This is a genomic window from Arthrobacter hankyongi (assembly GCF_022012395.1).
GTDB classification, from domain to species: Bacteria; Actinomycetota; Actinomycetes; order Actinomycetales; family Micrococcaceae; genus Crystallibacter; species Crystallibacter hankyongi.
On sequence record NZ_JAKLTQ010000007.1, the window covers coordinates 169,595 to 192,045 of the forward strand.

The following is a 22,451-nucleotide window of genomic DNA, read 5'->3' on the forward strand; positions in this document are numbered from 1 at the left end:
GCCGTCACGGACCGGCGAGCGCAGCCATCAGGCGCGTCATCCGCCGGTCCGTGAAGCGGACTAGTCGGTTGCTGCTAGGAGGTGCGGGCCACTTCAGCAGGATGGCCCTGCAGCAGCGGGCTCTTGAAACCGAGCTTTTCGCGCAGGGTGCCGCCCGTCCGCTCCTCGGGAACCCGTCCGCGCCGGCGCAGCTCAGGCACGACCAGCTCGGTGATCGACTCATAGGTGTAGGGCATATGGACCGAGGCGAACTGGAACCCGTCGATGTCGCCCTCGTCCATCCAGCGTTCCAGCTCGTCGGCTACAGTCTGGGGCGATCCCACGATCACGGGGGTGGCGCCGCCGACCGCGATGTACTTGCCTAGTTGCTCGGCGGTCCACGACTTTCCTGCCCCACCGAACATGTCGGCGGCACTGCGAATGGAATTCGAGTCGGCGTGGTCGAGCGGCTCGTACGAGGGCAGGGCGCCGAGGTCGACGCCGCTCCACCCGCCAAAGAGCACGAGCCCGCCGTCCCAGCTGCCGGCCTCTTTGTACTGCTTGTAGAGAGCTTGCGCCTCTGCGTCGGTTTCGGCGACGACGACGGTGACTCCCGCAAGCACCCGGACATCCTCGCGACCGCGGCCGACCTCTTCCGCCTGGGCACGGATCTTGTCCACGGAGCGACGCAAGGTGGTGGTGTCGCCGGAGATCAGGAAGATCATCTCCGCATGCTTGGCAGCGAATTCCTGGCCCCGGGAAGAGGCGCCTGCCTGGAACAGCACCGGCGTGCGCTGCGGCGAAGGTTCGCACAACGCCATGCCGGGCACGGTGAAGTACTTGCCCTTGTGCTCGATGCCGCGCACCTTCGACGGATCGGTGTACATACCCGCCTCGGCGTCGCGCACAACTGCGTCGTCGTCCCACGAACGCTCCCAGAGCTGGTAGCAGACGTCCATGAACTCGTCGGCAATGTCGTAGCGCTCATCATGCGGGATCTGCCCGTCAAGGTTCATGTTCCGTGCCGCGCTGTCGAGATACGAGGTCACGATGTTCCACGCAATCCGCCCGTCGGTCAGGTGGTCGAGCGTGCTCATCCGGCGAGCGAACGAATACGGCTGCTCATACGTGAGGGCGACGGTCACGCCGAACCCGAGGTTCTCCGTGACCGAAGCCATGGCAGCGATGGCCGGGACCGGGTCGAGAATCGGGACCTGCGCTGCGTTCTTGAGGGCCGGGTCGGGCGAATCCTGGTACACGTCGTAGATGCCCAGCACGTCAGCGACGAAGAGGGTGTCGAACCCGCCCCGGTCCAGGCGCTTGGCAAGATCGGTCCAGTACTTCAGGGACTTGTACTCATGGGATTTGTCGCCGGGCAGCTTCCACATGCCCATCGATTGGTGCCCAGGGCTGGAGATGGTGAAAGCGCTGAGGAACATCCGGCGGGGCTGGTCAGACATGGTTTCTCCTTGGGAGCACTGGCTCCGCCGTGATGCGGAGCCAGCGCGGTTGTAGCGGTCGTAATGGAGCGTCCTAGAAGAGGCCCAGCTTCTCGGTCGAGTAGCTCACCAGCAGGTTCTTGGTCTGCTGGTAGTGCTGGAGCATCATCTTGTGGTTCTCGCGGCCCAGGCCCGAGTTCTTGTAGCCGCCGAAGGCGGCACCCGCGGGGTAGAGGTGGTAGCAGTTGGTCCACACCCGGCCGGCCTTGATCCCGCGGCCCACGCGGTACGCGGTGTTGATGTCCCGGGTCCAGACCGCGGCACCCAGGCCATACTGGGTGTCGTTGGCGATCTCTATGGCCTGTTCCATCGTGGAGAACTTCGTGACGGTCACCACGGGGCCGAAGATTTCTTCCTGGAAGACACGCATGTCGTTGGTGCCGGCGATGACGGTCGGCTTGACGTAGTAGCCGCCCTCCCGCCCCTCAACCTTGCCGGCTTCGCCGCCGACCAGGATCTTCGCGCCCTCGCCCTGGGCGATGTCGCAGTAGGACAGCACCTTCCGCATCTGTTCGGCGCTGCCCTGGGCTCCGAGCATCGTGCCGTCGTCGAGCGGGTCGCCCTGGACGATCGACTCCACGCGCGGGATGGCCATGGCCAGGAAGTCATCGTAGATCGACTCGTGCACCAGGGCGCGCGACGGGCAGGTGCAGGCCTCACCTTGGTTCAGGGCAAACAGGGTGAAGCCCTCGAGCGCCTTGTCGAGCAGACCATCTTCGGTCGACATGATGTCGGGGAAGAAGATGTTGGGGCTCTTGCCGCCCAGCTCCAGGGTGACCGGGTTCAGCGTCTTCGCCGCGTACTCCATGATGAGCCGGCCGGTAGTGGTCTCGCCGGTGAACGAGACCTTGGCAATCCGAGGACTCTGTGCCAGTGGCGCTCCGGCTTCCTCGCCGAACCCGTTGACAATGTTCAGGACGCCGTCCGGCAGCAAGTCCGCAATCAGTTCGGCGAACTCCATGATGGAGACCGGGGTCTGCTCGGCAGGCTTCAGGACGATGGTGTTACCGGCGGCAAGGGCGGGAGCCAGCTTCCAACTGGCCAGCAGGAGCGGGAAGTTCCACGGAATGATGAGGCCGACCACACCCATCGGTTCCTGGAAGTGGTACGCGACCGTGTCGGCATCGATTTCGGTACTGACCCCTTCTTCAGCCCGAATAACCGAGGCGAAGTAGCGCCAGTGGTCGATGACGAGAGGAAGGTCGGCGTTGATGGATTCGCGGACCGGCTTGCCGTTGTCCCAGGTCTCCAGGACGGCAAGCCGCTCAAGGTTCGCCTCGATGCGGTCGGCGATCTTGTTGAGGATCCGCGACCGCTCGGCGACCGAGACCGCGCCCCAGGCCGGCGCCGCGGCGGTGGCCGCATCGATCGCCGCCTCGATGTCGGTGCTGTCGGATCGGGCCACCTGGCAATAGTTCTCACCTGTGATCGGAGAGGGATTGTCGAAATAGCGGCCGGCGGCGGGCGGGACCCAGCGTCCACCGATGAAATTGTCGTAGCGGTCCTTCGTGGTGCAAACAGAACCGGGCGTATTCGGGGCTGCATACTTCATGATCTAGAACCTTCCTTAGCGGGAATGAAATCGCGGACATCTGACTCGGAAAATTGACGAGGAGTTTCCTGGACCCCACATGGTCGCTTGACGCAATCACGGGAATGGAATTTTCTCCCGATATTCACATTCCGACCCGGTCGGACTGTATTGCGAATCACACTAATCAACTTCGGTTGGGCACCGGTTGAGAAAACTCCCACCCCCCCAACCAGCCTTGAAGTGCTGACACTGCGGTCCATCATTCGGGAGCGCTGCGATACTTATGCGAGGCTCCGGTAGCTGCTGTCAAAGAAGACCAGCGGCTGTACATTCCTGGATGCTTCCAGATCGACGACCCGGCCAATGACCAAGGTGTGGTCGCCGGCGTCGTGCTCCACCTCGATCACGCAGCTGATCCATGCCAAGGCGCCTTCAATTCGCGGTGCCGGGTGACCGTTCCGGACCGTCCAGTCCAGGCCCGAGAACTTGTCGCCGCCGCTGCGGGCGAACGCGCTGCTGACGTGCCGCTGCCCTTCGGAGAGCACATTGACGCAGAACGCTCCGGCGCGTCGGATCAGCGGCCAGGTCGTGGACGTACGGGCCGGGCTGATGGAGATCAGCGGCGGGTCGAGTGAGAGCGACGTCAGAGATTGGGCGGTAAACCCAACCGGATTTCCATTGCCGTCAAAACCGGAAACCACTGTGACACCCGTACAGAAAGTTCCCATGACTTCCCGCATTTGCTCCTTTGACGGATACAGGCTCGTGTTTACTTGCGTGGTCATGTCAACTCCATTTCCATCCGAGATTTCCATTTTTGTTCCTGTTCCCACGAGAGTAATAAGAGCGGGTTGGTGTCCGGTTGAGCAGCTGACCGCACCGGTCAAACCATGACTGTGAATCGATATGGAAGCCGTTTCGCAGAAAGATTCCACGGAGAAAGGAAAAAATTTCCCAAGTGCGCGGCCGTCAGGAGACTTCCATACTCATGACAAAGCCCAGTGCCACTTTCTGGGAATGCAGTTGAGATGACTTTCCGCCTGAGCGGGACTGAGGCAGCGTCATCCTTGGACGAGCCTTGGAGCGGACGGCTCCGGGACGCCCGAAGCCGCGGCAGGGACAGCGAGGCCGTCCGGCAACAGGTTCACCGGACGGCCTCGCACCTGTCTTCATTGTTTGCCAGGCCCCAGCTCAAGCTGAAGCGGCTTAGAAATCGTGCAGCACTGCGTTCTTGCGAGCAGGACGCGGCGTCATGAGGAGGCCAAGCACGCAGATTACCGTGAACGGAATGGCAATCATGAGGGTGAGCGCATTCCACGAGAAGGTGGTCACGAACGGTTCGACCAGCAGTGCACAAACTCCCCAGGCACACCAGGCGATCCCGGCGGCGAACGATCCACCGGTTCCCCGCACCCACGTCGGGAAGGCTTCCTGCGCGAAGTTGGGAACGGCACCCCAGAGAGCCAACGATCCAACCAGGCACACGATGAACATCGGAATGATGAGGTCCCCACCCACCATCACCAGGACCACGGCGGATAGGCCGTTGAGGACGGACAAGATGAGCAGCGCCCCGTGCGAGCCCCGGACAATGCTGAACACTCCGGCCGCGACGGCCGCACCGACACCGATCCAGTTGCCGATGGTCGCCGCATTGCTGGCGGCGAGGAACTCAATGCCGCGTGAGTCCAGATACGGCATGGTGTAGTACGACGTCAGGGCCAGGACCCACACGGCGAAGAAGAAGAAAAGTCCGACACCGATTGTGCGGCGGCGCAGGTCGGGACGGAAGAGGGCGCTGAGCGAAGGCTTTGCCTCGCGAAGCGCGGCAATCTCTTCCTTGTCCATTTGCTTAATTGCCAGGAAACGCGGCGTCTCCTTAATCGTGAACACAACGAGCAGCGCCAGGACCAGCGGGAGGGCGCCGATCATCAGGAATGTCGGCCGCCAACCAATGCTTGTCGCTACTTGGCCAGTGAACATCGCCGAGATTGCAAAGCCCGCTCCCCAACCCGCCGGAACACAGGCCACCATCCACCCGCGGTGCTTCGCCGGAACGGTTTCAGCGATCACAACCGCGGCAGTTCCCCAGGTCATGTAGCCGACCGAGGCGATCGAACGCGCGACGGTGAATGATCCCGCATCCCACGCCAAGGTCGACAACATGGTAAATGTGGCTGTCGTCGTCAGTGCCACTGCCAGGACCGGCTTCCGGCCCCACTTGTCGATGGCCCGCCCACCAATGGCGATGGAGACAATGCCGCAGGCCAGGAAGCCTGCCGCATAAATGTAGCCAAGCTTGGATAGATCCAAGGACAGGTCTTCAGTGAGCAGCGGAAGCGCCATGGGCAGCAGCGCAGAGTCCGCCGCGACAGAGGCGTACCCGACCACAGCAATAAGCATCACCCACACGTGGTAGCCGCGGAGTTTCTCCTCGACGGCAATCCCACGTGTAGTGGTCGTTGTTTCACTGGACATGCTGCTTCTCCTTTCAATCAGGATCGGTAACCAGACCCTGATGGGGGGCGATGAACATCAATCGAACCGAGTGCCGGCGGGGAACGGGTCGTCGGCACCTAAAGTTGGCTGATCCAAAAGGTCGCAGCACGGTCCTTACTCTCATGCCTTGTGACCTGTGCCATAAAACTAGAGCGGACCGGTTGAGAGATGGTTGGTGACGTGGCAATTGCCTTCATGACGTGGGTAGATTCGCCTGGGTGCCGGCATGACGAACCAAGAGGCCATGAACACGGCGAAGCAGAGCAGCTTCACCGCTGCCCTGAACGAAGCCTCAGACGGGACATGGGTCCGTAGCCTGGCGGACAAAGTTCGGCAGCATGCTCACCGACGTCATCGTGGTCAAGAAGAGAAGGCGCCTGGGATCCCTGACCGCTCAGGGGGCAGCCCTTTCCGCCTCGAGCTCGAAAGCCCTAAGGGAAGCTTGCCGGCAGGTTTCCGGCGCTACCCGGCAGACGATTACCGCGCCAACCGGATCTCCAGCTCCGCAGCAGGCGGCCCTTTCACTCCGTTGGCAGGGATTGACGCGCGAGCTGGGAAATCCTGACCAGCAACTCCCCCGGCCTCCGCGACAAATCCAGCGGGAACTCCACGATTTCGACCTCGGAGTTCCGCACCTTCCGCACCCGCACCGGCCCGGCATCCGCGTACACCAGCCAAGCCCGCGGCACGTCCAACGCTGTGCAGTAGGCCAGCATCTGGTACTGGTCCGCGTTCGGGTAGCCGGACCAGGAGGACGCCTTGTACTTGGCGTCGAAGACGGCCACCGGCTTCCTGTCGATCAGGTGCACGACGTCGGCGAACATCCGCACGCGCGGGAGGCGCGTGCCGTCCGGCTCGTCCAGGAAGCATTCGTACTGTGCCTCGGTGCGTCCCGGCACAGCAGCCAGCGCCTCCTTCAGCGCGGTGGTGACAAAGTCCTCGAACACCGCCGCCATGTTGACCACGAATGACGCGACCCGTTGCGGCCCAAGACCGGCCTCGGCGGACATGTTCCGCAGGATGAGCTCGGCCAGCCGCAGCGCCGGCACGTAATGAACGTTCGCCCGGGACTCGTTCCACACCGGCAGCGGTGCCCCGGCGCGCAGCAGGGTGACGCCATCGAGCTTGGAATCCAAGTGCGCCAGCCGCCCGCGCACCGTAGACGAGAGCCGCGGCAGCTGGAGCATCCGGCGCAGCGCCGCGCGCAGGATCCGGTTCTCCGGGATGTCGATGGTGAACTCGTCGTAGGAGACCTCCAGCGGCAGGAGCATGCCCGGCCGGCGGGTCATCTGGTCCCCGACCCGGATCCGGCGGCGGACGGTCCGCAGCGCGTCCTCCCATGGACGTAGCCGGACAGGGCCCCGCGGGCCAGGGCCCGCTCCCCCTGCCGGGTCAGGGACTCGGCGAGCGCCGAGAACAGGTCGGTATCCTCGGCCGCGGCCACGTCCTCGGGCCGGAATCCCGGATCCCGCGCGTAGCCGAGCAGGAACAGCAGCCGGTCCAGCCCCACCTTCGCCTTCGGCCGGACCTCCACCAGCAGGTCACCCACCTGCACCGCGCCGACGCGCCCGGCCGGCAGCACGCGCCAGCCTCCGCGCACGTCCGGCTGCACCGAGACCAGCCCGCTGGCGTTCAGCAGCGCCGCCGCCTCGCCGTCGAAATCTGCGAGGACGGGCTCCTGCTGGAGCTCGTCCAGCACCAGGTGCCGCAGCACCTCAGTCGGTCCTGGCACCGAAAGCAGCTTCGAGCGGCTCACCGTCGAACTCCATGGACTCCTCCATGACCAGATCCGCCGCGCCGACACCCCGCGAGGCCTTCCTCCGGATCGCGGCCAGCCCGAAGCGCTCGTGCACCTGCTTCCGGCTCAACCGGCCGAAGAAGTGCTCCTCCAGCAACGGCAGCAGCTCATAGCGCCAGATCCGTTCCAGGCCCACGTCGGTTCCGGCATGCGCCTTCATGAAGTAGGACGGGCCCACCATCAAGTCCCGGTCGCCGGCCTCCAGCTCGGAGTTCAGCGCATCCAGCAGCCGGGCCCGCAGCGGATCCTTCCCCTGCGCCTCCAGGTAGCGGGCCAGCATGCCCTCGACCATGCCCTCCTGCGGGTGCAGCTCCACAAACGCGAAGCGGCGGCGGATCGCGGCGTCCACCATGGCGATGGAGCGGTCCGCCGTGTTCATGGTGCCGATGATGAACAGGTTCGGCGGCAGCACGAAGGTCTCGGTCGGGCTGTACTGCAGGTTGATGCTCTGGTCCCGGTATTCGAGCAGGAAGTACAGCTCACCGAACACCTTGGCCAGGTTGCCGCGGTTCATCTCGTCGATGATGAGGAAGAACGGCTTGTCCCGGTTGCCCTCCGCCGCGATCCGCCGCAGCGGCCCCGGCTCCAGACTGAAGCCGATCTGCCCGCCTTCGCCCTGCGCCGGCCGGTAGCCCTCGAAGAAGTCCTCGTAGGCGTAGGAAGGGTGGAACTGCACGGTCTTGACGTGGTCGCCGTGCTCCTCCCCCGCCAGGTAACGGGCGATCTTCCCGGCCAGGTATGTGTTGCCGGTTCCGGGCGGGCCGTAGAAGACAATCTGGTTCCGGGTCTGCAGCAGCTCCACGATCTCCTGCAGGTCCCCGCGCTGCACGTGCAGTGCGGCGGCGAGTTCGCCGGTTGCCTCCCGAAGCTGGGGTACGACGGCGGGCTGCGGCTGGGGCGCGACCGTCACCTCATCGACGTCCTCCGGGAGCAGCTCGGGAGTCTCCCGCAGCCACTCACTAATGACTACTGGACCGTCCGATCGGCGTCGATCCGGTTTCCTTTCGAGTAAGAATTGGCTCTTCCAAAGGTTTCTGCGGGGTACCATCATCTTTGATCGTCCCTAGTCAGAGCCATTTTCTGCTGCCGTCCGCTTTCATCGGTTGTCATCGAATGTGCGGAATAGATTCGGGGGTCGGTGACAGTCTCAGGCCCGCGCTTGGCCAGTCTGGCACGCCAGGCTATCGATCCTCTTGGAGTGCACGCCGCCGCAGCGTGACCGACCTCAGATACAGAGTGGGACGGACCCCAATCCGTCCCACTCCTGCGTTGCCCAATGTGAAAGCGATAACCGCACTGCAACCGTCAGTGGTAACTTTGACGGCCGGCTCGTGTCCATGGAATTCATAAGGCTGGTTTTTCAACCCGCAGAACCCCTAGCCTGACGAAAGATTGAAACCAAGGCGCTAGTATAAACGCTGGCTCCCATAGCAACTGTCGTGCACGCCTATCAAATCATTCACGGCAAACCAGAACACCTACTAACCAAAGCTACTGACATTTGTCTCGGCGCTGTCTGATACTCTCGTGTGTGACAGGAGTTTCGCATGTGACCTAAGCAGAAAGGACAATATGACCAAGGTTGTCGCGACCGCAGAGGAGGGCGTAAACAAGAAAGTGTATTTGGGCAGCCACCTCGGAATTGCACTAATTGCCTTCGCGTTGACATTTTTTTGGCAGTCCAGACAGCCACACAACAGTCGCTCAACAAAGCCAGCACTCGTTTCTAGCCCTGCTCCAATCACCTTGTCCCCATCAAGAAATCGAATTAAGTTTCTGAGAGCAACGATTACCGTCGCCTTCACATTTGCCTTCGCATTCGTGTGGCTTTTTGGGCTGGCATGGTATCCGAAATCAGCTACGGTATCGATGTTGGTCGGTGCAGCGGCCTGTATAACCGTCGCGTTCCTCCTTCTCCGATACATTCGCAGGCAACATCCTCCGCTGCTCGATCTTCCAGATGAAAAGGTCAGCTTCTTATTCGGCTATGCCGGACTCGTAATCACGGTGCTAGCGTTTGTATTTACCCCACTTATAGATGCCAAGATGGCCCACACGCCTGTTAATGAAATAAAATCCCCCCTTGAATCACTTGCGAGTATTATTTTCACTCTCCTCGCGTTTGTGGCGGGTATTTTTGGATTCCATGCTGGGATAAAAAACAAGTAGTAGACGCTTTCAACTCCCTGCCTCAGTAAGACATCAAAATTCACCATCTCCTAAGGCGTCCATTATCAAAGTCGTCTCAACGCCGAACAGGAGAACGCGTTTATGTTAGGTTCGTGTCAAAGCATTGATCTGCGGTTTTGACATCGACGAACCGACACGACGCGTTGGTCGAAACAAACTACCTGCTGCCCACTCAGGAACGTGCGCCGCCTCATGTCGGTTCTGGAATCCGCCTGCAAGGGCGAAACCACCGGCCACAAGCGTTGGGGATATTGATGTCGGGTATCGCGGTCAGGACCTCGCAGATAGGGTGAGCATCCGCAAGAGCTCCAACCTGTTCGATGCGTCGCTTCACACGGCAGGCATGCCACCAGCAGTTTCGCTCAGCCTCCCAGCGGCTATTGTTCAGTCGACGATGACATCTTGGCGGCTCTTTGCCACGCAAGTGCCGTTCTTTACGATCATCGCTTCGACATAATGACGACCGGTGTAGGACGTCGATTCGGTCCAACTGCGCGTGCCGCTGTCCTTATGGATTTCGCCTCGCAGAGAGTTAGCCCTCTCTGCTTCCTCGCCGTAGTTTCGAATCTTCCAGTAAACGTCATAAGGTTCAGGGATATTCGATCCTTCGATTTTGAACTTCAAGGATCTGTGTTTCCCAACCCGGTCTCCTCGCCTCGGCAGCGGAGCGTTGCGAAACCCCTTCTTCGGGACGACATAGCCCACGGTTTTAAAATGATAGGCGGGATTTATGGCTTCAGGGATGTCGAAATCACGATCTAAGAAACGCTCAGAAGCCGGTACGTGCGACCTAGTGAAGGCCCCCGCTGTTATGCTGCCTGACTCAATAAGCGTGCCGAAATCAGATCCGAACAACTCGCGCCAGATCTCCACGGCCCTGCTGTAGTCAGGCTCATCGCACGCTTCACCGATTTTTTCAGCATAGGAAGTGAATCGGGCACGGAAGTTCCGGTAGTTTTGGCTCTGCCAGCGGTCAGTCAGGTTCCGGCCAGTGCCAGGGTCCCCAACGTATGGGGCATCGTATGGATATCCGGCGATCTGGGAAGCCAACTCATCAGAAAGCGTTCGGAGCGTATTTGCAACGTTCTTGTACGCGTCCGGGTTGATGGTACTCGTGTTCTCGCTGACGTGGTGAGCCAGGGCAGCGGTCAGCGTGACCGACGGGATCACGTAGCGGGTCTTGTGGTCGCGCAGGTACTTCAGGAGTCGGACGACCTTGACAAGATTGCCGTTCGTAATTCGGTTCTTCTCCTCCAACCACTCGGTGAATTGGTCAGGAGCGGCCGGCTCAAACCGGTCGGTGTTCCTGTTGGTGACGTATGTGGTGTCATAGCGGGTCACAGACGGGACCACGTCAACATGGAAGTCGCCCGCATAGTCAATCGTCACGCAGCGCTTCTTGCGCGATCGCATCAACCTGTAGGTCGCACTGCGCCCGAAAGCCTCGTACAACTTCTGCACATAGTCGCCGGGGCCCCAGCCGTCGACGGCGTCCATCAGGACCAACACGTCGGCGTCGAACTCCTTGTTGCCGACGGGCTTGATGATGGTCCCGTGCGCGAAGGAGCCTTGCGGTATCACCTCGGTTACATACTCACCAAAAACTTCATCGTTCGTCAGGAAGTTCTCGATTGCGGTCACGCGCTGAGAGAGCAGATTCAACCTGCTCTGGTTCAGGTTGACCTTCTCGGTGAGAAACGCCCTGAAATCACTGGCTTGACTCACTCGTTGTCCTCCCACGGAAGTTCACTAGCTCGATAACCAGGCACAGCATGATGTCTTCAGATAGCGGCATCAATAGTCCACACCGCTGTCTGGGCTATCTGGATTGTCTGGCTGGACGCGCCGACTGTTGCTCCCATTCGCCTTATTTGGTCTTCTGAAGCCCATAGAATCCGAGGGTCGGAACGACTCTTCAGCTGCCGCAACGCGTCAAGCTGATCAGGCGTCGGGAGGAGCTCCAGGATATCGGCGATCAGTAGTTCCTGGCTCTGTGCCCATGCGCTGTACCTCAGCGGGTGGTAGATGCGTTCGATCCGGTCGTACTTGACCAGTCGGAACACCTCCTGGGGCAGAATGCCAGTAGCAATGAGTTCCTCATAGAACTCGCGCCAGCCGTCAGTCTCACGTCCACGCTCTTCCTCAAACCACTGTACGAACGAAAGTAACTTCTTGCCCGGGATGCGAACCCTCAGGTCGCCTTCGCTCACCGGGTCCGGGACCAACAGGGCGTCGTCCAGGACGTTCATGTCATTGCGCTTGCCTGAGGATGACGGATGGGTCTTGTAGACACCACCGACAGGTTGATACTGATCGAACCGTTGTCCCTTCACGAGTAGGTAGGCGCCATCAACCCGAATGCGATAGAGGTACGACGCGGAGATGCGGACGCGGCTGTTCCAGGTACGGAGGGAGTACCAGGCAATCTTCAGTTCACGAAAGTGAATAATCGCAGTGTCTATCAGCGGCAGGGCGAAGCCAATTACGAAACCGCTGGAGACCGCGAAGGCTCCGCCACTAGGATCCGACTTGATCATCACGACTGCCGAAACTAGCAATCCGATGAAATAGGCCAGCAAACGAGCCACGGCAAGGCTCCTTTTAACCGCAGTAGCCGGTGAGTTGCTGCTTCGGGACCAATAGGCAGAGTCCGGCGCCGCAATTTAGGAACCTATGGTTGACATTGCTTGAGTCGAGGACTTGCGCCTGCCTGCTGCATTGACCTTGCTCGGCCTCGATGTCGGCCAACTGAGTGCCAGACCTATACACGGGCACCCTACTGCGTGCACTCAGCGTCTTACAAGCTGCCATCGATAGCGCCCGTTCTCCTCGTCTTCAAAGATCAAAACCTAAACAAGGGTAGCCGGGCCAGGACGAGGGATGGGGCAGGCTGGGAGTTGAGCCCTTCCGCGTGGCTGAGTCAGAACGATGCTCTGTGAATCAGCCAGGACAGTGAGAACCAACGCATCCTGTGGTGTACCTATGTCCGTTGCAAGTTTGACGACGAAGTCCAGTTCAAACCTCGTGGCTTTGAGTTGCTCGACAGGTGAATGGAGGACGGTCGCCAAACGAGCCCATCGGTCCGGTGGCGTCTAGTCCCACAACATAACCGACATTATGTTGTGGATTTGAGACGTACGGCATACCTCACTGCCGAGCGTTCGACTGTAGCCAAGACCTCACGGTGCAAAGCAGCTGACTTGCTGCCTTCGGGGAGATACCAGACAATCGGAACTAGATCGATCCCGGCTGACCGGCAACAACCGGGACCGGCCCGGCCTCCGTGAAGCTAAGCTTCATCGGATCCGTGTACGACCTCACCGACCCGGCCAACTGGCCCCTCTTTAACGTTCTGGCCATGATCGCCTCATTCGAATCCGACCCCATCCGCGCCTGCGCCCGCGCAGGCATGCAGGTCACCAAGCCAAGGGCCGGCTGCGCGGCAAACAGCCCAAACTCTCTAAAAGACAGGAAGCCCACCTCGTCTCCCTACATAAGACAGTGCGGCGCGGCAGTCCGATGATGTCGGATGCCCCCGCTAAAGTACGAGGAGAGGAAGCTCGCGCCTGTTCACTTCGCGTGGCCCCATGCCTAGCTGCTTCAGGACGAGACCTGCGTAGTTGGGCGGAGATGCTCCGACGGTGAGACGCAGGAGGCTCAGTGGAGTCCCGGGGCGGGGCATGCGTCGTGCCGACTCACGCCTTGCAACTTCGAACTCGAAAGGGGGATCGGTGGACCAGTTCGCCGCCAGATTCCGATTCATCGACCTTTTCGCGGGGCTCGGTGGGTTCCACGTCGCACTCAGCGACCTCGGTGGCAAAGGCGTATTCGCGGCCGAATGGGAACCCACCCTGAACACGCTCTACGAGCATAACTTCGGCATCGCGCCGTGGTCTGACGTGAACGATCTGGACTCCGATGAGGTGATCGCGCAGACGGTGCCGGACCACGATGTCCTCACAGCTGGGTTCCCCTGCCAGCCGTTCTCGAAGGCAGGGGAGCAACTCGGTTTCGAGCATACGTTGCAGGGCCGACTCTTCTTCAAGGTGTTCGACATTCTCAGTGTGAAGCGTCCCCGGCGCTTCATCCTGGAGAATGTCCCGAACATCCTCAGGCACCGTGGTGGACAGACTGCTGCAACGATCGTGGCAAAGCTCGAAGAACTCGGGTATGAGGTTCAGGTCCATCGTCTCTCTCCGCATCAGTTCGGCATTCCGCAGGTTCGGGAGCGGGCCTACTTCGTCGGATCACTAGACGGCCTAGACGCTTTCAAATGGCCGACGGAGTTCGAAGAGACGACCAGCATCGCTTCGGTACTGCACTCCGACGCTAAGCCTTCCCGCGACATCCCTGAGCAGACCTTACGGGCAATCGACATGTGGGACGATTTCCTGCGCCGCTCACCCGCTGAGGTCAAGCTGCCGTGGTTCCCGATCTGGTCCATGGAGTTCAGGGCGACCTATCCGTACGAGACCATGACCCCGCCGAAATTGTGGGCTAACGGTCGTTCAGGCGAACTCGACGGCTTTGCTGGTTCGTTCGGTTTCCCGCTCGAGCGGCTTAGCAGTCAAGAGCAGCGTGAACTTATCCCGAGTCACTCGCGCCGCGATGGCGATATGGAGTTTCCCGTCTGGAAGCAGAAATTTATCCGCCAGAACCGTGAGTTCTTTCTCACCAATCGGAAGTGGATCGAGCCATGGCTGGACCAGTGGCAGCCGTGGGAATTTCCGTCCAGCTTCCAGAAGTTCGAGTGGAACATACAGGGCGGAGTGCGCGACATCGACGAGTATGTCCTACAAGTGCGCGCCTCCGGCATCCGGGCGAAGCGGCCGACGACCGCGCCAAGCCTGATTGCGATGACGAACACGCAGGTTCCGATCCTCGGGGCGAACATCTCTCGCACCGGTAAGCGTCGGTATATGACGCCGAGCGAGTGCGCGGAGTTGCAGAGCCTGGGAGGCATCGACCTGCCGGAGAGCGACATCCAGGCTTACAAGGCTCTTGGGAACGCAGTGAATGCGAGCGTAGTCAGAGCCATTGCCGAGCCGTTGCTCGTAGACCTGAAGGCACCCAAGAAGAGCGCGGCCCGCCCGCAGGCAGCATAGCCCGACTCGACGTGGAGAATAGGAATCCCTGATGGAGACATACAGCATCGACGAGACCGAGGACGTCCTTCCTGAGGAAGACTCGCGCGAGCAACTGCAGGAGCGAATCGCCGAACTGCTCGCCGAACTGTCTGAGGCCACGGATACACCCAAGGGCGTTCAACCCTGCGCTCAGTTTACCGCGGGGGATGTCAGTTTTGGCTCAGATACGTGGATGACCCGTCTGGCGGAAGTTCAGGGCTGGCTCCATTTCAGTGACGACTTGTCGACCTCTGATCCAGCGGCATTCGCGGCGAGTCTGGCCGAAGCTCTCGGCTTTGAGACTCAGGCGGAAGGAATTGAGTCAGCATATGGCACGCCTCTGTTGACGGAGACAGCACTCGAACTGCTGAGCGAACGCGCCGAAATCGCGGCCCGGCTCCAGCAGGTGTTCCTCGCCGAACTAGATGCTGAGGGCGGTAGCCGGGCATCCGCGACTGCGTCATGGAACGAGGCGTGGGTGACCGTGGACGATAGCGCCGAAGCAGTCGTGCCCGAGCCTGTGACCGCTAAGGCGGACGTGTGGCACATCTTCCAACTGACGAAAAAGAAGCTGAACCTCACGCCGTCCTACCAGCGCGGCGACGTGTGGCGCACGGGCGACCGCCAAGCCCTGATCGAGTCCATCCTCCGCGGTATTCCGCTGCCTTCGATCATTCTGCTCCGCACAGGCGGTACAACTCCGCATGACGTTGTGGATGGTAAGCAGCGCTTGACGGCCATCCTGCGCTTCGTCGGCCAACACCCTATCGCACTGAAGAAGGTCGAGGAGGCGGACGGTTTGCACGGTGAGGCCCAATTTCCCAAGCTGTTCGCCGAAGACTACCCCAAGTTCCGCCGGGCATGGAAACGGTACATGGGCGAACCCCTGACCGCGAAGCTGGAGGATGACTACTACTTCCCATTCAAGCTCCGGAACGACGGAAAGGGCGGGCTCGTTGGCGACGACCTGGAACCCCTGCGCGGCAGATATTTCACCGAGATCCGGGACAAAGCAATCCACGTCGCCGACCAAGAGGTCACGGTCGAGGATTTGTTTGGGGGGGCACCCGACTACAAGGTTCCGGTGATCGAGTACACTAAAGCCAGCCAGCGACAGATCCATGAAGTGTTCAAGCTTTACAACAAGCAGGGTATGCACCTGAATGCCGAGGAGATCCGGAACGCGATCTACCACGACGTCGACCTCACCCGCGCGATCCTCGTCGCTGCAGGCGACGTGACCGACCGCAGCAACATCGCCAAGGTCGCTCCCTGGCTCGTTGGCGTCCCCGGAATCCGCGACCTCGGCAACACCCTTGCGGATTACGGCTTTGGTGAGGCGCGCTATCGCCGGACAAAGGTTCTGGGGTGGATAGTTGCGACGCTCATCAACGACACCCGAGGGAAGCTGTTGCCGTCAACGGCCCGTCACACGGACCTCCTCCTGAGCCAAGTCCAGGACAACAGTTCCCATGCGCTACGCGACGGTGCGAAGATCGCGGACCTATTCGCTCTGATCGCCCAGGCAGCGGAACTCCACGCGGCACATGACGAGTTGTGGCCGGACAAGTTCCGCGGGGACGGCAAAAGCGGCAAGTGGCAGGACCTCCAGCTCGTCGGCTCCCTTGTCGGCATCGCAATTGCCATGGCCGGAGCGCCAGACGACATCGAAGACCGGATCGACCTATCCGCAAGCGCGATCCGCTCGGCGGCGCTAGACGAATGGAAGCGCCCCGAGAAGACCCAGACGCGCACCCAATGGGACTACATCGCCAGAATCGTCCACGGCGTCGTCGAGAAGCTGGACGTCGACATCTCCACGGCGTCGGAGGCGATCAGGGCACGGTTCGGCTCATCTGGTGTCGAGTCACTCCTCGGTTCGATCCTCCAGCCGAAAGCCGAGTAGTGGCGGTATGACGGAGGACGCAACAGAGCGGGTGTACTTCGATGCACCGGCATCGGCGGCGACAGACAACTCCTGGTGGGATCGATACGCCGCCGAGTTGACGGCGCTGACGCCGGCCGCACGTGGAGCATTGCAAACCGACTGCGCCTACATCCTGAATCGCGGCATCTTCGGAGCCGGCAAGCCCGATGCCGGGGAGTGGCCCGACGACAGGACACGTACCGGCCTGGTCATGGGCTCCGTGCAATCCGGCAAGACAGCGTCGATGTTCGGCGTCACCGCGCTTGCCCTCGACCACGGCGTCAATATCGTCGTCATCCTCGCGGGCACCCGGTTATCCCTGTGGCGACAGACATACGAACGCTTAGTCGAGCAGCTCGACGCCGGAGCAGACAGCACGGCGAAGATAACCCGCCGCCTCTTATGCCCCGCACCCGGCGTCGCGCTCTCCGGAGCGCCGGCGTCGCTTCAGGACACGTACCGACTCTCTTCTGCGCAGGTCAGGCGCAAGCTTGCCCAGGAGCGGCCGCTGATTGTCGTCGCAATGAAGCAGGCGAACCACCTCTACGCACTCGGGAACATGCTGCGCGGCAGCGTCTTTGATGCAGTGCGGAAACTCGGGCGCCCTGTGCACATGCTGGTGCTAGACGACGAGGCGGACGACGGCTCGGTGCTCGATGCCGCCGTGGAGGCGGGACAAGATCCACTATCCCCGAACCTCAAACAGATTCCCCGAGCCATTGCAGACCTATGGGAGCCTCGCTCGGGTAATGCCCCGGATAACCTCTACACCACATACGTCGGCTACACCGCGACGCCGCAGGCGAACCTGATCCAGGAGGATCACAACCCGCTAGCCCCACGGGACTTCGTGATCTCGCTGCGTACACCGCTTGATGTCGGACACCCCGTTGATCCCGATCGCAGCGATGCGCCAAGGTCATCGACTTACCCCGAGCCGGCCGGCATCGACTACTACTACACAGGAGGCGAGGTCTACTACGACCGCGGGACGTCGGCGCAGCTTTGCGTAGAACTCGCCGGCCGTGCCGAAGACGATCTCGGGGAGGCAGTCCGCGCGTTTCTCGTTGCCGGTGCCATCAGGCTTCACCGAGTCGTTGGAGCGTCAGGGCCGTATTCCCTCGCGGGTGCTGACTTCGAAACCCGCGGCGCGGCGCTGTCTGCGTCGCCGGAACCGCACTCGATGCTCTTTCATCCGTCTGCGGACATCGGGCGGCACTTCACGGGCGCCGAGGACATACTGCTCTGGGCTGGTGTCGGTGACCGTGCTACGGCACGCGAACTGCTGGAATCAGGCGACGCTCGCCTGCCTGCCAGTCTGATCTCGAGGATGCTCAGTGAACAGCCGCTTTGGGAGGCCTGGGTCGACAGGTACCGTCATTCGTCCATCGAGATCGCTACCGAGTTCAACATCCTCAGCCCGCGCACGATCCCTGATTGGCCCGTAGTCCGGCAGATCCTCGAGACCGAGATCATCCCTGGGACGCGGGTCTCGGTCGTCAACAGTGACCCCAGTGCCGACGATCGCCCCGAGTACAAACCGTCCTTCGACGAGAGCACCGGGAGGTGGCGCGCGGCGCGCGACCTGTCCACTATCTTCGTCTCCGGCAACGTGATGGCCCGCGGGCTGACTCTGGAGGGGATGACGACGGCGCTGTTCCAGCGAGGGTCGAACAACCCGTTTGCGGACACCCAGATGCAGATGCAACGTTGGTTCGGCTACCGCGGCAAGCACATCGAGCTGTGCCGAGTGTTCGCCGCCCGCCAGCAAATCGACCTCTTCAGCGCGTACCACGACATCGACGAGGCGCTACGCGAGGGGATCGCCGCGAAGATGACTGGAGATGCCCCTTCCCCGGTCGTTCTGCATGGCATGGGCTTCCTCGCCACGGGAAAAATCGCGAACCTCGGCCGCACGCCGCTTTGCCCGAGTTCGAGGCCGTTCGTGACTCTCATCAATGACGGCCAGGCGCCCGACCCGAACGCGAAGCTCGTCGCCGATCTATTCGCGTCCGTGCCATCCTCGGACGTGACCGTCGGCCGGACCACCAGGGGCCGTGCGCTCGATGCCGTTCTCTCGCTCACCGAGGCCGCTGATCTCCTTGATCAGTTCGTCTTCGACTCGTATCGCCCCGGCCGAGATAACCGTCTGGGCGAGTTGTGGGCCCAGATTCAGGCTCGCGTCTCGGCCACCCTCCCGTTGCCGAGCGGCACGCGGCTGTACAACGCACCGGGGCCACTCGAAGGCGAACCCTCTCCCGTTCGGCTCAACTGCCCGTACGCGATCCCGGCGTACCTCCGTCTCTGGGATGCGTGCCTCACCAGGGCGGTCCGGGGGCTCTTCGTTACAGGCATGCCGTCGGACCGTTGGTCGATGGCCGACCTTGGGAACAAGCAACGGCACCAGCCGAGGTTCTCGGTGGGCATCCGCTACGGGGCAGGGGACCCGATCAGACACGACCCACTCGCGGAACTGGGCTTCAACATCCCTGCGACGACGAAGCGTGTCGGGATCGACGGTGAACTCGACACGACGTGGGGCGCAAACGACCCGAGTGCAGGCCCGCTCGACTACCGCGGGGACGAGTTCTTTGACTACTACCATCGAGGGGAACGAGTACCGTTGTTGAGCGGGAGCGCGCCATGGCGACCCGCCGGATCGTATGGCCAAATTCTATTCTACGTAAACCAGCAGCCTGACCGGCCGCACCCTGCCGTGGCGGTCGGAGTGTGCATACCGGCGGGTGGGCCTGAGCAGTTCGCGGCGACTCGCGCCGGATCGTTGGTCGCGGTATGAGAAGGAGGCGTCCTTGACGGCGACCTATGAGTCGGTGCTTCAGTTGATCGAAAGCGTGCCGAGCGCGGCATCTGCCGATCACCGCGACGTGAGGTGGTTGACCGACGCCCATGTGGTCGGTGTCGCCCGCGACCACGTTGGACAGATCGAGATGTTCCTTGCAGGAGCCGGGTTGAGCCCCAGTTCTAGCGCGAACAGGGCCGCAATAGAGTTTCGCACCTGGCATAGGAAAGGCGCACCCTCCTTCGACGCCAACAGGCTCCGATTCCCCTCGCTCGGATACTTCGACCAGGTGGCGGCGTTCATCTGCACCGAGTTACTGCGGGGCGGTGCTGACGTGTCCCTGAAGAAGGCGTTCGCTCAAACCGAACCGCTCATCGAGTTGGCTATTGAGAGACTCCACCTGTCAAACCAGGCCATCCTCGGTCTAGCTGGCGAGCTTCTCTTGCTCGACGCTCTGTGCCGCCACGCCGCTGATGAGCAGGTGGCCGAGATCAGCGGATCATGGGACGGTTGGAAGAGGTCGTCGCGGGACTTCTCCTGGGGCTCCACCGGCATCGAGGTGAAGACTACGACCCGGAGCGTTTCCTCGCATCCCGTTGAGGGGATCCATCAAGTCGAGCGGAGCGATGGCTCTGATGGATGGGCGTCGGAGGACCGGCTGTTCTTGGTGAGCATCGGTTTGCAGCCTGCGGAGCCTGGGGGTAATACCTTCACGATTCCGCAGTTGGTGGAGCGAATCATTGCGCAGATGGAGCGATCAGGAGTTGGCGGATCAGTTGTCGACAAGTTCCTCGCCCATGTCGCGGAATATGGCGCGAGTTCGGGCGGCGGATACAAGCACGGCACCCAGTTGCCCGACCCCTCCTACACGACACCGTTCCTTACGAGCTTCTTCCGGGCGTATGACATGTCTGACAGCGCTGTCGAGGTGCTGCGCAGGGACGACGTCGCAGTTCGCCATCATGTTGATGTCAGTTCTGTGAGATTCCGTGTGGACCTGCCGATAACTGCAAGTCTGGGCAATCCCGTCGTGGGCGCGAATCAGGTGGCACAGGTCATCCTCGGCACCGCTGCATAGGCGTTCAAGTTGCACGGGTCTTCGCCCAGAAAGTTCCGCGATGTACATGAAACTGCTTCGGCTGCTCGGGTGGCCACTGGCGAATAGCGTGAGTTGGTACCGGTAGTCCGGGTTGTTGGTACTGCGGTTCCGGATTGTTGGTACTGCCGTGGCCTTCGGGGGCTGTGCTGTGGGTGAGGCGGTGCACTGGGCGCCGCCTCACCCATGTGAGGAGGCAGTATGGACGGAACTACCACATCAGCTGCGATTCCCAGCACTACTCGGTGCCTTACACCTACGCCGGGCAGCTGCTGCGGGTCCGGGTCACCTCCACGGCGGTGACGGTCTTCGACGGGGACCAGATGATCTGCCAGCACGCCCGCCGCCAGGGCCGCAAGGGCCAGTACTCCACGGACGCGGCCCATGCCCCGGCCCGGCACCGGGGTATCGACGGACTGTGGTCCAGGCGGTGGTTCACGGACCGGGCCCGCGGCTTCGGGCCGGCCACCGAGGCGGTCATCGCCGGCATCATCGACCGGCATGCGATCGAGGCCCAGGGGTATCTGGACTGCCAGAACATCCTGGAGTCCCTGGGCAAACGGAACAAGCAGCGCCTGGAGGCCGCCTGCCAGGTCCTGCTCGACACCGGGCAGGGGCCGGGGACCTACAGCACGATCAAGCGGATCATGGCCGGCATCGACTCCGATGCCAGGAAGCCCCGAACGGTCACACCGGCCGCGGTCACCCGCAAACCCGCCGAAGGCCCCGGCCCCGGCACCGCGGTGCACGTGCGTTCGGCCGATCACTACCGGCGCGGCGGCCAGGGGGTGCAGGGCTGATGTTCACCAGCATCGACCATGAGAAGTTCAGGGCCTTGCGCATCGCGCACCTGGCGGTGAGGTTCGAGGAACTGATCACCGACGAGGCCAACGACGAGCTGACCCCCGAGCAGATCTTCCTCACCGCCGTGGACGACGCCCTCGCCCAGCGGCAGGCCCACCGGATCGAGAAGCTGATCCGCGCCGCCCGGTTCCCCATCCCGCAGGCCTCGGTGGCCGAGATCCATTACCAGGCAGGACGCGGGATCACCCCGGTGCGGATGAAGCGCTACGCCGCCCACCAATGGTGCCAGGACCCCATGAACCTGCTGGTCATCTCACCGACCGGCGGCGGCAAGACCTACCTGGCCTGCGCGATCGGGATCGCCGCCTGCCAGAGCGGACACACCGTCGCCCACACCCGGATGGACGATCTGGCCTGCCGGCTGGTCATCGCCCGCGGCGACGGCATCGGCCACCAGAAGCTGCTCAACGAGCTTTCCGACGTGGACCTGCTGGTCATCGACGACTTCCTCACCGTGGGCATCGACCCCGAAGCCGCCAATGACCTCTTCGCCGTGCTGGCCAACCGGGAACACCGCCTGCCCACGCTCATCGCCTCACAGTCCAGCCCGGCCTACTGGGTCGAAGCCCTGCCTGACCGGGTCGCGGCGGACTCGATCGTGAACCGGCTGGCCAACAACGCCCGCCAAGTCAACCTCGGCGACGTGGACATGCGCCGGCTCCGTGCACGCCCAGTTCGACCGGGTGCTCGACGCCTTGGCCGAGAAGCCGCCCAAGGCCGCGGACCATCTGGAGGCCGCCCGCGAAGACATTCTCGCCTTCACGGCCTTCCCCAAGGGACTCTGGCGCCAGGTCTGGTCCAACAACCCCCAGGAACGGCTGAACAAGGAGATCCGCCGGCGCACCGACGTGGTCGGGATCTTCCCCGACCGCTCCGCGCTGATCCGACTCGTCGGCGCTGTCCTGGCCGAACAGCACGACGAATGGACCGAGTCCCGCCGCTACCTCGGCCTCGAACTCATCCAGCAGTCCCAGACCGTCGGCACCGAACCGGCGACCGGCACCGAAACGAAGGAGGACGCCAGCACCGACCTGGCGCTCAGCGCCTAACCAACCCAGGAATCACGCAGCCACCGCGTTACACCACGCCAATGGACTTGACCCGTTCGGTCAGTGTGTACTCCATTCGGGCATCATTAC

15 protein-coding genes and 3 pseudogenes are annotated in these 22,451 nt (G+C 62.0%); 9 read left to right on the forward strand and 9 right to left on the reverse strand.

Going from position 1 to position 22,451, the window contains the following annotated elements; genetic code table 11:
- Positions 1–74: 74 nt before the first annotated feature.
- The 7 genes from LVY72_RS11890 to LVY72_RS11915 form a co-directional block, all read right to left on the reverse strand.
- Positions 75–1,439, reverse strand: a complete 1,365-nt coding sequence (locus LVY72_RS11890) for an LLM class flavin-dependent oxidoreductase (RefSeq protein WP_237821082.1) — start codon at positions 1,437–1,439, stop codon at positions 75–77.
- Positions 1,440–1,512: 73 nt separating this feature from the next.
- The gene (locus tag LVY72_RS11895; RefSeq protein ID WP_308190778.1) at positions 1,513–3,033 is read right to left on the reverse strand and encodes an aldehyde dehydrogenase family protein; all 1,521 of its coding nucleotides are present in this window, start codon (positions 3,031–3,033) and stop codon (positions 1,513–1,515) included.
- A 260-nt stretch (positions 3,034–3,293) separates the two neighbouring features.
- Complete coding sequence (locus tag LVY72_RS11900) at positions 3,294–3,797, reverse strand: flavin reductase family protein (RefSeq protein ID WP_237821085.1); 504 nt, start codon at positions 3,795–3,797, stop codon at positions 3,294–3,296.
- Positions 3,798–4,218: 421 nt separating this feature from the next.
- A complete protein-coding gene (locus tag LVY72_RS11905) occupies positions 4,219–5,490 on the reverse strand; it encodes an MFS transporter (RefSeq protein ID WP_237821087.1) in 1,272 nt (423 codons plus the stop codon).
- 542 nt (positions 5,491–6,032) lie between these two features.
- The gene (locus LVY72_RS24695; protein WP_308190776.1) at positions 6,033–6,800 is read right to left on the reverse strand and encodes an McrC family protein; all 768 of its coding nucleotides are present in this window, start codon (positions 6,798–6,800) and stop codon (positions 6,033–6,035) included.
- Positions 6,797–7,243, reverse strand: a complete 447-nt coding sequence (locus LVY72_RS24700; RefSeq protein ID WP_308190777.1) for a hypothetical protein — start codon at positions 7,241–7,243, stop codon at positions 6,797–6,799. The genes LVY72_RS24695 and LVY72_RS24700 overlap by 4 nt, the downstream gene beginning before the upstream one ends.
- Positions 7,227–8,219 carry an McrB family protein gene (locus tag LVY72_RS11915; RefSeq protein WP_372463700.1) on the reverse strand — a complete coding sequence of 331 codons (993 nt, stop codon included), beginning with the start codon at positions 8,217–8,219 and terminating at the stop codon, positions 7,227–7,229. Before LVY72_RS11915 ends, LVY72_RS24700 begins: the two co-directional genes overlap by 17 nt.
- Positions 8,220–8,881: 662 nt before the next feature.
- On the opposite strand from LVY72_RS11915, the gene LVY72_RS11920 reads away from it, so the two are divergent.
- Positions 8,882–9,478, forward strand: coding sequence for a hypothetical protein (locus LVY72_RS11920; protein WP_237821089.1), 597 nt, complete (start codon positions 8,882–8,884; stop codon positions 9,476–9,478).
- 405 nt (positions 9,479–9,883) lie between these two features.
- On the opposite strand, the gene LVY72_RS11925 is transcribed toward LVY72_RS11920, so the two are convergent.
- The gene (locus LVY72_RS11925; protein WP_237821092.1) at positions 9,884–11,224 is read right to left on the reverse strand and encodes an SMODS domain-containing nucleotidyltransferase; all 1,341 of its coding nucleotides are present in this window, start codon (positions 11,222–11,224) and stop codon (positions 9,884–9,886) included.
- Positions 11,225–11,280: 56 nt separating this feature from the next.
- Entirely contained in the window at positions 11,281–12,087 is an 807-nt protein-coding gene (locus LVY72_RS11930) for an SMODS-associated NUDIX domain-containing protein (protein ID WP_237821094.1), read from the reverse strand.
- A 695-nt stretch (positions 12,088–12,782) separates the two neighbouring features.
- Between LVY72_RS11930 and LVY72_RS24895 the strand changes: the two are divergent.
- The 8 genes and pseudogenes from LVY72_RS24895 to LVY72_RS11970 form a co-directional block, all read left to right on the forward strand.
- Positions 12,783–13,144 (forward strand): annotated as a pseudogene (locus tag LVY72_RS24895) (hypothetical protein); the annotation flags it as partial.
- Between the two features lie 86 nt (positions 13,145–13,230).
- Entirely contained in the window at positions 13,231–14,604 is a 1,374-nt protein-coding gene (locus LVY72_RS11940) for a DNA cytosine methyltransferase (protein WP_237821096.1), read from the forward strand.
- Positions 14,605–14,635: 31 nt separating this feature from the next.
- Entirely contained in the window at positions 14,636–16,531 is a 1,896-nt protein-coding gene (locus LVY72_RS11945; protein ID WP_237821098.1) for a DUF262 domain-containing protein, read from the forward strand.
- 7 nt (positions 16,532–16,538) lie between these two features.
- Positions 16,539–19,349, forward strand: coding sequence for a Z1 domain-containing protein (locus LVY72_RS11950; protein WP_237821100.1), 2,811 nt, complete (start codon positions 16,539–16,541; stop codon positions 19,347–19,349).
- A gap of 13 nt (positions 19,350–19,362) precedes the next feature.
- The gene (locus tag LVY72_RS11955) at positions 19,363–20,430 is read left to right on the forward strand and encodes a PD-(D/E)XK motif protein (RefSeq protein WP_237821102.1); all 1,068 of its coding nucleotides are present in this window, start codon (positions 19,363–19,365) and stop codon (positions 20,428–20,430) included.
- 206 nt (positions 20,431–20,636) lie between these two features.
- Entirely contained in the window at positions 20,637–21,248 is a 612-nt protein-coding gene (locus tag LVY72_RS11960) for a Mu transposase domain-containing protein (RefSeq protein ID WP_237821104.1), read from the forward strand.
- A pseudogene (locus tag LVY72_RS11965) lies at positions 21,248–21,910 on the forward strand (ATP-binding protein); the annotation flags it as partial. The gene LVY72_RS11960 and the pseudogene LVY72_RS11965, both read left to right, overlap by 1 nt.
- Before the next feature lie 55 nt (positions 21,911–21,965).
- A pseudogene (locus tag LVY72_RS11970) lies at positions 21,966–22,361 on the forward strand (transposase); the annotation flags it as partial.
- Between the last annotated feature and the right edge of the window lie 90 nt (positions 22,362–22,451).

What these genes read in the sequence shown, in the direction of transcription:
- LVY72_RS11890 (WP_237821082.1), bottom strand. Translation starts at nt 1,439, where the DNA reads ATGTCTGACCAGCCCCGCCGGATGTTCCTCAGCGCTTTCACCATCTCC.
- LVY72_RS11900 (WP_237821085.1), bottom strand. Translation starts at nt 3,797, where the DNA reads ATGACCACGCAAGTAAACACGAGCCTGTATCCGTCAAAGGAGCAAATG.
- LVY72_RS11905 (WP_237821087.1), bottom strand. Translation starts at nt 5,490, where the DNA reads ATGTCCAGTGAAACAACGACCACTACACGTGGGATTGCCGTCGAGGAG.
- LVY72_RS24695 (WP_308190776.1), bottom strand. Translation starts at nt 6,800, where the DNA reads ATGACCCGCCGGCCGGGCATGCTCCTGCCGCTGGAGGTCTCCTACGAC.
- LVY72_RS11920 (WP_237821089.1), top strand. Translation starts at nt 8,882, where the DNA reads ATGACCAAGGTTGTCGCGACCGCAGAGGAGGGCGTAAACAAGAAAGTG.
- LVY72_RS11945 (WP_237821098.1), top strand. Translation starts at nt 14,636, where the DNA reads ATGGAGACATACAGCATCGACGAGACCGAGGACGTCCTTCCTGAGGAA.
- LVY72_RS11950 (WP_237821100.1), top strand. Translation starts at nt 16,539, where the DNA reads ATGACGGAGGACGCAACAGAGCGGGTGTACTTCGATGCACCGGCATCG.